This window comes from Empedobacter sp. 225-1 (genome assembly GCF_030328185.1).
GTDB lineage: Bacteria > Bacteroidota > Bacteroidia > Flavobacteriales > Weeksellaceae > Empedobacter > Empedobacter stercoris.
In genome coordinates this window covers 16,436-30,139 of the sequence record NZ_JACALO010000007.1, presented here as the reverse complement: position 1 = coordinate 30,139, position 13,704 = coordinate 16,436, and the positions used below count along the sequence as shown (strand labels likewise).

At 34.0% G+C, this 13,704-nt stretch carries 13 protein-coding genes and 1 pseudogene; 13 read left to right on the top strand and 1 reads right to left on the bottom strand.

The features are described 5' to 3' along the window. Nucleotides 1-27 precede the first annotated feature (27 nt). From HX088_RS03445 to HX088_RS03435, 3 genes are read left to right on the top strand one after another with little or no spacing between them, the layout of a single operon-like run. Complete coding sequence (locus HX088_RS03445; protein ID WP_225542090.1) at nucleotides 28-615, top strand: riboflavin synthase; 588 nt, start codon at nucleotides 28-30, stop codon at nucleotides 613-615. A gap of 2 nt (nucleotides 616-617) precedes the next feature. After that, nucleotides 618-2,066 carry a sensor histidine kinase gene (locus HX088_RS03440; RefSeq protein WP_286483411.1) on the top strand — a complete coding sequence of 483 codons (1,449 nt, stop codon included), beginning with the start codon at nucleotides 618-620 and terminating at the stop codon, nucleotides 2,064-2,066. After that, nucleotides 2,059-2,766, top strand: a complete 708-nt coding sequence (locus HX088_RS03435; RefSeq protein ID WP_286483409.1) for a tRNA1(Val) (adenine(37)-N6)-methyltransferase — start codon at nucleotides 2,059-2,061, stop codon at nucleotides 2,764-2,766. Before HX088_RS03440 ends, HX088_RS03435 begins: the two co-directional genes overlap by 8 nt. Before the next feature lie 223 nt (nucleotides 2,767-2,989). Here the strand turns inward: HX088_RS03435 and pckA are convergent, their stop codons facing one another. Further along, nucleotides 2,990-4,561 (bottom strand): phosphoenolpyruvate carboxykinase (ATP), encoded by a 1,572-nt coding sequence (gene pckA / locus HX088_RS03430; protein ID WP_225539556.1) that lies wholly within the window; start codon nucleotides 4,559-4,561, stop codon nucleotides 2,990-2,992. A 228-nt stretch (nucleotides 4,562-4,789) separates the two neighbouring features. Here pckA and HX088_RS03425 point away from each other — a divergent pair, with 228 nt between their 5' ends. The 10 genes and pseudogenes from HX088_RS03425 to rfbC all read left to right on the top strand — a co-directional run. Then, nucleotides 4,790-5,026 (top strand): acyl carrier protein, encoded by a 237-nt coding sequence (locus tag HX088_RS03425; RefSeq protein ID WP_038336002.1) that lies wholly within the window; start codon nucleotides 4,790-4,792, stop codon nucleotides 5,024-5,026. 16 nt (nucleotides 5,027-5,042) lie between these two features. Then, nucleotides 5,043-6,296 carry a beta-ketoacyl-ACP synthase II gene (gene fabF, locus HX088_RS03420; RefSeq protein WP_286483406.1) on the top strand — a complete coding sequence of 418 codons (1,254 nt, stop codon included), beginning with the start codon at nucleotides 5,043-5,045 and terminating at the stop codon, nucleotides 6,294-6,296. Then, nucleotides 6,296-7,048, top strand: coding sequence for a ribonuclease III (rnc, locus tag HX088_RS03415; RefSeq protein ID WP_225542094.1), 753 nt, complete (start codon nucleotides 6,296-6,298; stop codon nucleotides 7,046-7,048). The genes fabF and rnc overlap by 1 nt, the downstream gene beginning before the upstream one ends. A 4-nt stretch (nucleotides 7,049-7,052) precedes the next feature. Further along, nucleotides 7,053-7,511: an IPExxxVDY family protein gene (locus HX088_RS03410; protein ID WP_225542095.1), complete on the top strand. Its 459-nt coding sequence runs from the start codon at nucleotides 7,053-7,055 to the stop codon at nucleotides 7,509-7,511. A gap of 31 nt (nucleotides 7,512-7,542) precedes the next feature. Beyond that, complete coding sequence (gene pyk / locus HX088_RS03405) at nucleotides 7,543-8,985, top strand: pyruvate kinase (protein ID WP_188319456.1); 1,443 nt, start codon at nucleotides 7,543-7,545, stop codon at nucleotides 8,983-8,985. A gap of 158 nt (nucleotides 8,986-9,143) precedes the next feature. Further along, complete coding sequence (locus HX088_RS03400) at nucleotides 9,144-10,136, top strand: mannose-1-phosphate guanylyltransferase (RefSeq protein WP_286483402.1); 993 nt, start codon at nucleotides 9,144-9,146, stop codon at nucleotides 10,134-10,136. A 101-nt stretch (nucleotides 10,137-10,237) separates the two neighbouring features. Further along, nucleotides 10,238-10,657, top strand: a complete 420-nt coding sequence (locus HX088_RS03395; protein WP_171622975.1) for an adenylyltransferase/cytidyltransferase family protein — start codon at nucleotides 10,238-10,240, stop codon at nucleotides 10,655-10,657. Then, a complete protein-coding gene (locus HX088_RS03390) occupies nucleotides 10,657-11,673 on the top strand; it encodes an NAD-dependent epimerase/dehydratase family protein (RefSeq protein ID WP_286483399.1) in 1,017 nt (338 codons plus the stop codon). The genes HX088_RS03395 and HX088_RS03390 overlap by 1 nt, the downstream gene beginning before the upstream one ends. Beyond that, the gene (locus HX088_RS03385; RefSeq protein WP_286483397.1) at nucleotides 11,670-13,013 is read left to right on the top strand and encodes a nucleotide sugar dehydrogenase; all 1,344 of its coding nucleotides are present in this window, start codon (nucleotides 11,670-11,672) and stop codon (nucleotides 13,011-13,013) included. The genes HX088_RS03390 and HX088_RS03385 overlap by 4 nt, the downstream gene beginning before the upstream one ends. Beyond that, nucleotides 13,013-13,540 (top strand): annotated as a pseudogene (gene rfbC / locus HX088_RS03380) (dTDP-4-dehydrorhamnose 3,5-epimerase); the annotation flags it as partial. The gene HX088_RS03385 and the pseudogene rfbC, both read left to right, overlap by 1 nt. Between the last annotated feature and the right edge of the window lie 164 nt (nucleotides 13,541-13,704).

Here is a 13,704-nt window from a genome sequence, read left to right as displayed (position 1 = left end):
ATTATTACTTTCACCAAAAATAACATCATGTTTACAGGAATCGTTGAAGGAGTTGGAAAGCTTGTAAAAGCAGAGAAAGATCAATCTAATTTACATTTATGGATTGAAGCTGATTTTTGTGATGAACTAAAAATAGATCAAAGTGTAGCACACAATGGAGTTTGTTTAACAGTTGTTGATTTTAAAGATGGTCTTTACAAAGTCACAGCTATAGAGGAAACACTACAAAAAACAAACTTTAACACCTTAAAAGAAGGCGATTTTCTCAATTTAGAACGATGTTTGCAATTCAATGGTCGCATAGACGGTCATATTGTTCAAGGACATGTAGATCAAACAGGAAAAGTAGTTTCTATTGAAAATCAAAACGGAAGTTTTTTTGTTACCGTAGCCTATGACGAAGCATCGTCTGGAAATGTAACTGTAGAAAAAGGTTCGATCTGTCTAAATGGAATTAGTTTAACCGTTGTAGATAGTAAAGTTGGTCAATTTTCGGTAGCAATTATTCCGTACACTTGGGAATTTACAAATCTCAATCAAGTGAAAGTTGGAGATACCTTAAATTTAGAATTTGATATCTTAGGAAAATACGTCAAAAGATTATTTCAAAAATAAAAATGATTACAAGAAAAAATAACTTATCGCTACCTGTTCGTATTATCATTTACATGGTAACGATTTTGTTATTTACAGCAGGCGCAATTTTATTGATTACTGCTAATCATTTCAATGATCAAACCAAACAATATCACGAAGATATTCTTAAAAGAAAGGTAAGAGCAGTAGAAGCTGCGATAGATTATGAGATGGATAATTACCCTGGAATTGCAACCAAGGATAATATTCATAACCTATTAGAAGATGGTTTTCTTCGCATTGGAGATATCAACAAAACAGATATTGTGGTTTACGATTTGCGTGGAAATAAAATCCTTACAACTCAACCTGTATCGACAACTTATGATGTTTTACCGCAAAAGATACTCGATAAACTCAAAGATTCAAATGATTTTATTGTAACGAATAAAGATTCAAATGACGAGAGTGATATCTATTCATCGTATAGTAATATCAAGAATTATTACAATGAGAACATTGCCATTCTTTGTTTACCTTATCAATCCAACCAAGATTTTTTACAGCAAGACATGTTTACCTTAATTGGAAGTTATGGATTGGCTTTTGGTGTAATTCTTTTATTCGGAACATTAGCCGTCTATTTTGTAACTAAACGTACATTGAATAAACTTTGGTCGTTTGCAGATCGTATTCGAGAAACAGAAGTAATTGTCAACAATATGCCGATTCGTTACGATGGAAATGACGAGATTAAAGTCTTGGTTGATTCCTATAACGATATGTTATTTCGATTAAAAGAACAATCCGATTTGTTGGCCAAACAAGAACGTGAAGAAGCGTGGAGAGATTTTGCAAGACAAGTGGCTCATGAGGTCAAAAATCCATTAACTCCAATGCGATTAATGATTCAAAATCACATGAGAAGATTTGATATCAATGATCCTGATCTCGAAGAGAAAACAATGCGCACAGGGAATATTTTATTGCAACAAATTGATACGATTTCGGCAATAACTGAAGCCTTTTCTGATTTTGCTAAAATGCCTTCTCGTAAAGACGAAAAAATAGATGTTGTTGATGTTATAAAAAATACCCTTTTTGTATTTCCGATGGAATTTATCGAATTTAATTATTCGCCAAACATCATCATGATGCGTTTTGATAAACAATATTTGAATCGAATTATCACCAATATTACCAAGAATGCTTTTCAGTCTATACCACAATCTCGAACAGCAAAAGTGAGAGTAGATGTGGCGTTGGTTAAAGATTTTCTTCATATCACCATTCAAGACAATGGAGACGGAATTCCAGTAGAATCTCAGGACGCTATTTTTATTCCAAAATTTACAACAAAAAACAGTGGAATGGGAATCGGTTTGCCAATGGTGAAAAAAATTATTGACGATTACGATGGAACCATTCGTTTCGAAACCGAAATTTCTGTTGGCACAACATTCTACATATTGATTCCATATAATGAATAGAAAACCTTTTCGTTTTAAACAATTCGATATTTTTCAAGATAAAACGGCAATGAAAGTTGGCACAGATGGTGTTTTGCTTGGCGCTTGGTCAACTTTAGAAACGGGCGAAAATATATTAGATATTGGCACTGGAACAGGATTAATTTCCTTGATGTTAGCCCAACGTTTTCCACATGCAACAATTGATGCTATCGAAATTGATATAAATGCTTTTATACAAGCAAAAGAAAATTTTGAACTTGCAACTTTTTCTGAGCGATTAACGGTTTTTAATGCATCACTTCAAGCGTATTCTACAGATCAAAAATATGACTTGATCGTAAGCAATCCACCATTTTTCATAGTAAATGACACGGTTGAATTTGATGCGCGAAAACAAGCGCGACAACAAGAAACCTTAACATTTGAAGAGCTAATCAAAAAAACGACTGAATTGCTTCAACAAGACGGTTCAGCGAGTTTTATTATACCTTACGATCAAATGGGTGCTTTTTGTAAAATTGCTTCGCAAAACAACTTAAAACGATCAAAAACAGTCTATGTAAAAGGAAATGCAACTACTGCAACCAAACGTGTTTTATTAGAATTTAGTTTTCATGACAAGAAATGCCTTGAAAATGAGTTAATCATCGAAGTCGAACGTCATCAATATACCGAAGATTACATTAATTTAACAAAAGAATTTTATTTGAAAATGTAATTTTTCTATTGTAAATCTGAATGAAAATTTGTCAATTTGAGTGATTTTTAGAAATGAAATTTATAAAAAGTGTATCTAGAATTAAGATGAATTATATCTTTTTAAAAAATTTAAAACATAAAAAAACCGAGCAATTTGCTCGGTTTTGTATTTATTTCTGATTTTCAAAATGAGCTAAAACTTTGTCTTAATCTCAATCTTAATCTCAATCTTAATTTCAACCTTAAATTGTTGGTCCTCCAGCTAATAAATCAGCATTCGCAAATTCTTCGAACTTTTTGAAGTTTTCTTTGAATTTAGCTGCCAATACTTTCGCATTTTCTTCATACGCTTCTTCTGTTGCAAATGAAGTTGCAGGATTTAATTTTTCTGATGAAACACCATCTATTGCAACTGGAACTTCAAATCCGAAGTATGGATCCTTTTTAAACGCCGCGTTATCCAAATCTCCATTTAATGCTGCATTGATCACTGCACGAGTATCTTTTAAAGACATACGTTCTTTCTTACCATTCCAACCTGTGTTAATTAACCAAACATTAACGCCAGTTTTTTCTACTTTGTCGCTTAACATTTCAGCATATTTTGTTGGGTGTAAAGGCATAAATGGCGCACCAAAACATGTAGAGAATGTCGTTTGTGGTTCTGTAACACCAGCTTCTGTACCAGCCACTTTTGAAGTATATCCTGAGATAAATAAATAAGCTGCTTGATCTGGGTTTAATTTAGCGATTGGAGGAAAAACACCAAAAGCATCAAATGATAAGAAGAAAATATTTTTAGGATTTTTTCCTACAGATGGAACTGCAATATTCTCGATGTAATCAATCGGATAAGAAACACGTGTGTTTTCTGTAATTGAGGTATCCGTAAAGTCAACTTCGTTTGTTCCTGGAACTAACTTACAGTTTTCTAATAACGCCCCTTCTTTAATTGCTGCAAAAATTTCTGGTTCTCCTTCTGCAGATAAGTTGATTACTTTAGCATAACAACCACCTTCAAAATTGAATACAGTATTGTCTTCAGTCCAACCATGTTCATCATCCCCAATTAAACGTCTGTTTTTATCAGCAGATAAGGTTGTTTTTCCTGTACCAGATAACCCAAAGAACATGGCAGTATCTCCGTTTTCACCAGAGTTCGCAGAACAATGCATTGGTAATGTGTTTCTAAATACCGGTAAGATAAAGTTTAAAGCAGAGAAAATTCCTTTTTTCATTTCTCCTGTGTAACCAGTTCCACCATTCAAAACGATTTTACGTTTGAAGTTTAAGATAGAGAAATTGTGTTGTCTTGTACCATCTTGGTCTGCATCAGCAACAAAAGTTGGCGCATTTATAATTGTCCATTCAGAATCTCCGAAGTTGTTTAATTCTTCTTCTGTTGGACGAATAAACATGTTGTAGATAAATAAATTAGCAGCAGGTGTTTCTGTAATTGCTCTAATTTTAGTTTTGTAGGCGTCATCTGCACAAGCAAAAGCATCGCGTACATAAATTTCGCGGTTGCTTAAGTGCTCAACTACTTTATCATATAAAGCGTCAAACTTATCAGAATCAAAAGGAATATTTGTATTTCCATCCCACCAAACGTTATCAGCCGTAATATCATCTTTTACAATGAAACGGTCTTTTGGTGAACGCCCTGTAAATTCTCCTGTTAGCATATTAATAGCGCCAGAAGATGTGATTTCTCCCTGTCCTAATTCTACCATTTTCTTGGTAAGTTCTTCAGGAGATAATTGATAGTTAATTTTGGAATTTTTTATTCCGTAAGATGCCAATTCTATGCTCATTTTTGTGATTTTATAGTATTTTTAAAATATTAAAGGTAAAAACTTTGCACAAAGTTACAATAAAAAAAAGCGTGAAAAATTTGACTTATGTCATTCACTTAAACGTTTTCGTGAATAATTATTCACCCTATATTTGCAAGTTCTTATGCATGCATATAAAAAAAAGCTTGTATTTAATATAAGTTTTATATTTTTGCAGTAGTTTACAACAATTAAAATTAGAAAATTATGTCTGACATTACATCAAGAGTGAAAGCAATTATCGTGGATAAATTAGGAGTTGACGAAAGCGAAGTAACGCTTGAAGCAAGTTTCACTAACGATTTAGGAGCTGATTCATTAGACACAGTAGAGTTAATTATGGAATTCGAAAAAGAATTTGATATTCAAATTCCAGACGATCAAGCAGAGAAAATTTCTACAGTAGGTCAAGCTGTGACATACATCGAAGACTTAAACAAGTAATAGTTCCTTAATTTTTATGGAATTAAAAAGAGTAGTAGTAACAGGTTTAGGCGCGCTAACACCAATCGGAAATACTTACCAAGAATACTGGAAAGGATTAGTGAATGGTGTAAGTGGCGCCGCGCCTATTACGCTTTTTGATGCAACTCTTTTTAAGACACAATTTGCTTGTGAGATCAAAAACTTCAACATTGAAGATCATTTTGATCGAAAAGAAGCGCGCAAGATTGATCGTTGTGCCCAATTGGGGATTGTGGCTGCAAGAGAAGCTATCAAACACAGTGGGATCTTAGATGCTACTAACGTAAACAAAGAGCGTATCGGTGTTATATGGGGATCTGGTATTGGTGGAATTAAAACTTTTGAAGAAGAAGTTTCGAATTACGCAACAGGAAATGGAACACCACGTTTCAATCCTTTCTTTATCCCTAAGATGATTGCAGATATCACACCTGGTCATATTTCAATGGAATTTGGTCTTATGGGACCTAATTATACAACTGTTTCGGCATGTGCCTCTTCAACAAATGCAATTATTGATGCATTCATGTTATTAAGACTTGGAAAAGCAGAAGCAATAGTAACAGGAGGGTCAGAAGCTGCGATTACAGCATCAAGCATTGGAGGTTTCAATGCATTACATGCGTTATCTACACGAAACGATGATCCACAAACGGCTTCAAGACCATTTGACAAAGACCGCGATGGTTTTGTAATGGGTGAAGGCGCTGGATGTATTGTTTTAGAAGAGTACGAACATGCAATTGCACGTGGAGCTACAATTTATGCTGAATTAGTAGGAACAGGGATGACAGCAGATGCTCATCATATTACAGCACCACATCCAGAAGGAATTGGCGCTTTAAATGTGATGAAAGAAGCTTTATTAGACGCAAATATCAAAGTAGAAGACGTAGATCATATCAACATGCACGGAACATCTACACCATTAGGAGATATTGCAGAATCTAAAGCGATTCAAAAATTATTTGGAGAACATGCGTACAATATTCAAATCAATTCAACTAAATCAATGACAGGTCACTTATTAGGTGGTGCTGGAATTATTGAAGCGATTTCGGCTATTGGAGCTATCAATAACAGTATTGTTCCACCAACAATTAATCATTTTACGGATGATGAAAATCTTGATCCTAAAATTGATTATACATTTAACAAAGCAAAAGAGAAAAATGTGGATTATGCATTGAGTAATACTTTTGGTTTTGGTGGTCACAATGCGTGTGTGATATTTAAGAAGTATAAGTAATGTCTTTCTTAAAAAAATTATTTTCTTTTAAAAATCATCGTGATGATTCAAATTCATCTGATCCTTTTTTGAAATTTTTGAACGAGACCCTGGGGTATACCCCTCAAAATATTGAGGTGTTTAAAGAAGCATTTACCCACAGATCAGCGCAAAAAAAAGATGAAAATGGAAACAGTATCAATTTTGAAAGATTAGAGTTTTTAGGAGATGCATTACTTGGTGCTTCTACCGCAGTACATTTGTACTATAAAGCACCAGATCAACAAGAAGGGTATTTGACAAAAATGCGTTCTAAAATTGTTTCACGCAAGCAATTAAACGCTGTGTCAAAACAACTTGGTCTGTTGGATTATTTAGATCCTATGAACAATCACAACAATTTGGGGGAAGACGTCAATGGTGATATGTTAGAAGCTTTAGTCGGTGCAATTTATGTAGATGGAGGAATAGATGCAGTCCAAAAATTTATTCAAATCAAAATTATTGACCCTTATGCGGATTTAGATCGTTTGGAACATACCATAACAAGTCACAAATCGTTGATCTTGGAGTGGAGTCAAAAAACGAGAAATACAATAAGATTCAATACATTTGAGGAGCAAAATGCAGAAGATCTTCAGGTCTTTGTATCCGTTATCCGTCTTAACGATAAAGTTATCTCGAAGGGGAGAGGAACTTCAAAGAAAAAAGCAGAAGAAAGTGCCGCAAAACGCGCGTATTATTCACTACAAAAGAAAATAGAAAAAGTATAGAAGAATGGCAGAGTTACTCTTATATGATGAGTGGATAGATTTCCATCTAATAGGCGTAAATTCAAGCTTTAATACTTCGACACAATTTATTTTCCATCTCAATTCTACTTATGATACGCGTTTTCAACGTATCAATGATTTGGATATTTGGTTAGATGATCATACCTATTTTTTCGAAACATACGAATGGATAGATGAAACCAATAAGATAGATTATCATATCATTAAAAATATCCCAAATCAATCCGATTCTAAAAAAATTGAAGTAGATTTATCAAATCTTTTCAAAGAGAGCATTATTCTTGTGCCTAATTACAAGGATTGCAACTACATTGTCAAAGTGTCTGGCTGGGAAGATGAGATAGAGAATCTTCCACTTCCATTTGTAGAAAAAGATTTTATTAAATTAATTAAAAAAATAGATATCGATTTAATCAGTACAGCTGATAGATTGGTTTTCTAACAAAATATTGTGCATAAAAAAAGGGAAAAATATGATTTACGATAAACAATTTCTTAAAAAGACGAAAATTGTTGCAACATTAGGTCCAGCAACTGATAGTCCAGAAATTATACTAGAAATGATGAAAAAAGGAACAGATGTGTTCCGTATCAACTTTTCGCACGCCGATTATGCGGATGTGAAACGTAAGATAGAAATCATTCATCAATTAAATAATGATCACGGATACAATACAGCAGTATTAGCGGATTTACAAGGTCCAAAATTGCGTATTGGGAAAATGGAACACGAAGATTTTGTCATCAATCCAGGAGAAATTTTAACTTTCACCAATGAGGATGTTGTAGGAACAAAAGAGAAAGTTTTTATGACCTACCAAAAGTTTGCACAAGACGTGCAAGTGGGTGAAAACATCTTGATTGATGACGGAAAATTAATCTTCAAAGTTATCGAGACAAATGGTACAGATACTGTAAAAGCTGAAACAATACAAGGAGGGCCATTGCGTTCTAAAAAAGGAGTTAATTTACCAAACACCAATATTTCTTTACCAGCTTTAACGGAAAAAGATAAAGAAGATGCAAAGTTCGCAATCGAAAATCGTGTCGATTGGTTTGCCTTATCTTTTGTTCGTTCGGGACAAGATGTAAAAGATTTATCTGATTTTATCAAAGAACATGGAACATTAAAAATTCCAATTATTTCTAAAATTGAAAAGCCTGAGGCTTTAGAAAATATTAAAGATATTTTAGAGTTTTCGGATGGATTAATGGTTGCTCGTGGTGATTTAGGAGTTGAGGTTCCATTTGAAATCGTTCCAAAAGCACAGAAACAATTAATTGATAAGGCAAAATTAGCGCGTAAACCAGTTATTGTAGCAACTCAAATGATGGAAACTATGATTTCGAGTTTAACGCCAACTCGTGCCGAAGTTTCTGACGTTGCAAATGCCGTTTTTGATGGAGCAGATGCGGTTATGTTATCAGGTGAAACATCTGTTGGTCAATACCCTGTTCAAGTGATTGAGAAAATGACGAAAATTCTTCAAACTGTTGAAGATGATGAGCACGTACATGTACCAGAACACAAACCAAAAGTTAAAAACGAACGTTTTGTAACCGATATGGTTTGTTACAATGCAGCTAAAATGGCAGAAGATACAGGAGCAAAAGCAATTGCAACGTTGACGTATTCTGGTTATACAGCTTTTCAAATTTCTTCTCATCGTCCAAATTCATTTATTTTGGTGTTTAATCCAAGTAAACGAATCAACCGTATGTTGAATTTGTTATGGGGTGTAAAATCGATTAATTACGATCCTCGCGATACATCTACGGATCAAACGGTAACAGAGGTAAATATCTTAGCGAAGAATGCAGGTTATGTAGAATATGGTGATTACATCATCAATTTGAATGCTATGCCAGCGTTTGAAAAAGGAATTACCAATACACTTCGTATTTCGATGATTTAAGATTCAAAATGAATTTAATATAAAAATCCTGCTCAATTGAGCAGGATTTTTTTCTTTTATTAGATCAGTTTCCTATTAAATTTACATTAAATTTAATTTCAATAATTTTCTATAATGATTTGATTTAATATCTTTACAAGTTCGAATTAGAAGAATTTATGTGTATTTATAATGTGATCTTATCTGGTGGTGTTGGGAGTAGACTTTGGCCACTTTCACGAAAAAGTCATCCAAAACAATATTTACCTCTGTTTAATGAGCAATCTTTATTTGAGTTAACGATTCAGCGCAATCGTCCTATTGCAGATAAGTTGATGGTCATAGGAAACAAGGATAACGATCATTTGAGTCAAGAAGTGCTCGATAAGATGGATGTTGAATACACAAAAATTGTAGAGGCTGTCCCTCGCAATACAGCAGCGGCAATTGCGTTTGCGGCTTTGGCGGTTGACGAAGATGATCTATTGATTGTGACCCCTTCAGATCATTTGATCGAAGATACAGCAGCTTATCAAGAAGCGATGAATAGAGCAATCGATTTAGCACAGAATGACCATATTGTAACCTTTGGGGTGCATCCAACACGTCCAGAAACAGGTTATGGTTATATCGAACACAAAGGAGACACTGTGTTATCGTTTCGTGAAAAACCAAATCATATTACCGCACAAGATTTTATCGAGCAAGGAAATTTTTTGTGGAACAGTGGAATGTTTTGTTTCAAAGCAATAGTGTTGCTAAAAGAGTTGAAGAAGTTTGAAAAAGAAATTTATGAAACTTCTGTCGAGGCTTGGAACGAAAATGTAAATGGAGAATTGAACGAAGAACTTTCGATGAATATTCCATCAAATAGCATCGATTACGCCGTAATGGAACGAAGCAAGAAGATAAAAGTAGTTCCAGCAAAATTTGTTTGGAATGATTTAGGTTCTTTCGAATCCTTGTATGATTATTTTGTGATGAACGGACATTATGTCGACCGTAGTGGAAACATGGTGATTGGAACAGATGTGTATACATCCTTTGTAGGGCTTCAGAATTGTATTTTTGTGAATACCCCAACAGCGAATTTAATTCTACAAAAAGAATATTCGCAGGAAGTAAAGAATGTTTACACCCATTTAGAAAAAAGAAATTCAGAATTGATATAAGTGTAAGTCTCTCAAATTTGAGAGACTTTTTTTATTGTACAATTCCTTAACAATAATTCAAAATATTACCTAAATTTGCCTTTCCAACAATAGTATTATAAATGACAACTGGAATTACTTTCGGAATATTTGACTTACTTCATGCAGGACATGTGATGATGCTCGAAGAAGCCAAACGACAATGCGATTATTTGATTGTAGGTCTTAATACAGATCCTGCAGCAGTAGACCCTTCTAAAAACAGTCCAACACAATCTATCGTAGAACGCTATATACAGTTAGAAGGATGTCGTTATGTGGACGAAATTATTCCATACGAAACAGAACAAGATTTGTTTGATATGTTAAGTGCTTTACCCGTAAATGTTAGAATTATAGGGGAAGAATACCGAAACATTGACTTTACAGGAAAACAATATTGTTTAGATAATAATATTCAGATTTACTACAACAAGCGTACACACCGCTTCTCTAGTTCAGGATTAAGAAAAGTGGTCGCAACCTCCGAAAAAGAGAAGTAATGAAAACAGTACTTATAACTGGTGTAGCCGGTTTCATAGGTTATCATTTAGCTGAAAAACTAATCGAAAAAGATATTCAAGTTGTTGGAATTGATAATATCAACGATTATTATGACGTTCAGTTAAAATATGATCGATTACACGAATTAGGAATTTCTCAAGAATTTGCTTCAAATTTTGGGCAGAAAGTTCTTTCTTCTAAATACGAAGAAAAGATGATTTTCTATCGAATGAATTTAGAAGATAAAGAGTCATTGGCTCAACTTTTTAAAACATATTCGTTTGATGCGGTTGTTAATATGGCAGCTCAGGCTGGTGTTCGTTATAGTATCGAAAATCCTGATGCCTATGGACAGAGTAATTTGGTCGGTTTTCTAAATATTTTAGAATGTTGCCGAAATTATAACGTCAAAAAATTACTGTACGCAAGTAGTTCAAGTATTTACGGAAACTCTTCAGATGTTCCTTTTTCAACAAATCAAAACGTTGATCATCCTATTAGTTTATACGCAGCTACCAAAAAAGCAAATGAGCTAATGGCACATGCGTATAGTCATTTATACAATTTCCAAACGATAGGTTTGCGTTTTTTCACGGTTTATGGACCTTGGGGACGACCAGATATGGCCATGTTTTTGTTTACAGATGCTATTTTGAATCATCAACCCTTAAAAGTTTTTAATCACGGGGATTTATCACGCGATTTCACGTACATTGATGATATTATTCAAGGAATAGACAAAATACTTGAAGATAAAAATATTAAAGAAAAATACCAATTATACAATATAGGAAATAGTAAACCTGTTCAATTAATGGATTTTATCAAAGAAGTTGAGTTTTCGACAGGTGAAAAAGCTATTTTAGAAATGTATCCGATGCAAGCAGGAGATGTCAATCAAACATGGGCAGATGTCCAAGAGTTGAAAGATAAATTTGGTTATCATCCTCATTATCCGGTTGACAAAGGAGTGTATAACTTTGTACAATGGTACAGAAAATATTATAATAAATGAATCAACAACATAAAATAGCAGTTATCGGTTTAGGTTACGTAGGTTTACCTTTGGCTCGATTATTTGCAACAAAATACCCTGTTGTTGGGTTTGATATCAATCAGAAACGTATTGCTGAATTAAATCAAGGACGCGACTTAACATTAGAGGTTTCTGATGAAGTATTGCAATCAGTTTTAGTTACTGAGAATCCAATTAATCAATTAAACGATTCAACAGCTCAACCAACCCATGGTTTATTCTGTTCAGCTAATTTAGACGATATCAAAGACGCTAATATCTATGTGGTAACCGTTCCAACGCCAGTAGATAAGAATAATCGACCTGATTTAACGCCGCTTAAAAAGTCTTCGGAAGCGGTAGGTAAAGTGTTAAAACCAAATGATATTGTTATTTACGAATCAACGGTTTATCCAGGTGTTACAGAAGAAGAATGTATTCCAGTATTGGAACATTCTTCGGGATTGAAGTTTAACCAAGATTTTTATGCGGGATATTCACCAGAGCGAATTAATCCAGGCGATAAAAAACACACGGTTGAGAAAATTTTAAAAGTAACTTCAGGTTCAACGCCAGAAATTGGAAAAATTGTTGACGATTTATATCAATCCGTAATTGTTGCAGGGACGCATTTAGCACCGACAATCAAGGTTGCAGAAGCATCGAAAGTCATCGAAAATTCGCAACGTGATATCAATATTGCTTTTATTAACGAATTATCAAAGATTTTTTCGCTAATGGATATTGATACCAATGACGTATTAGAAGCTGCTGGAACAAAATGGAATTTTTTACCATTCAAACCAGGTTTGGTTGGTGGACATTGTATCGGTGTTGATCCATTTTATTTGGCTCAAAAAGCACAAGAAATTGGATATTATTCTGAATTAATTTTAGCAGCAAGACGATTGAATGATTCTATGGGAGCGTTTGTAGCTTCTCAGGTTGTTAAATTGTTAATTCACAACGATATCAAAGTAAAAGGCGCAAAAATTCTAAATTTAGGAATTACCTTTAAAGAAAATTGCCCTGATATTCGTAATTCAAAAGCAATTGATGTGATTCATGCTTTAGAAGAATATGGAATAGAGGTGACAACGTTAGACCCTTGGGCTAACCCGGATGAGGTAAACCATGAATACGGAATAACTTTTTGTAATACATTGGATCAGGTTTTCCAGTTCACCAATTCACAAGTTCACCAATTCGACGCCATCATTCTAACAGTTTCACACGACGAATTTTTAAATCTTCAGTTAACTGATTATTTAAAAGAAAATGGTGTGATTTATGATGTAAAAGGGGCTTTGCCTAAAGAAGAAGTTGATAAACGACTATAATGAAAGCGATAGAAACAAAATTAAAAGGTTGTTTTATTTTAGAACCAATTGTTTTTGAAGATTCGAGAGGGTATTTCTTCGAATCGTATAACGAAGGAAAGTTGGAAGAAATTTTAGGATATAAACCACACTTTGTTCAAGATAATCAGTCTCGTTCATCTTATGGCGTTGTTCGTGGTTTACATATGCAAGCAGGAGAGTACGCACAAGCAAAATTAGTACGTGTGGTAGAAGGAGCTGTGCTTGATGTCGCAGTAGATGTACGTCCAGGTTCAGAAACCTATGGAAAAGCTGTCGCAGTAGAATTATCAGCAGAAAATAAAAAACAATTGTTTATTCCGAGAGGCTTTTTACATGGTTTTTCGGTGATTTCAGAAACAGCAACATTTTTCTATAAATGCGATAATGGGTACAACAAAGCGTCTGAAGATGGCGTGTATCCTTTAGACATCGAACTGAATATAGATTGGCAAATTCCAACAGATAAAATGATAATTTCTGAAAAGGATCAAGAAGCACAGTCGTTTGGAGAGTTTAAGGTGAAAAAGTTAACAAGTGAACAAGTGAAGAGGTTAACAAGTGAAGAAGTTAAGGAGTTAACAAGTGAAGAAGTGAAGAGGTTAACAAGTGAAGGAGTGAAGGAGTTAACAAGTGAAGAGGTGAACAAGGTGAAGAAGTGAAAGAGTTAACA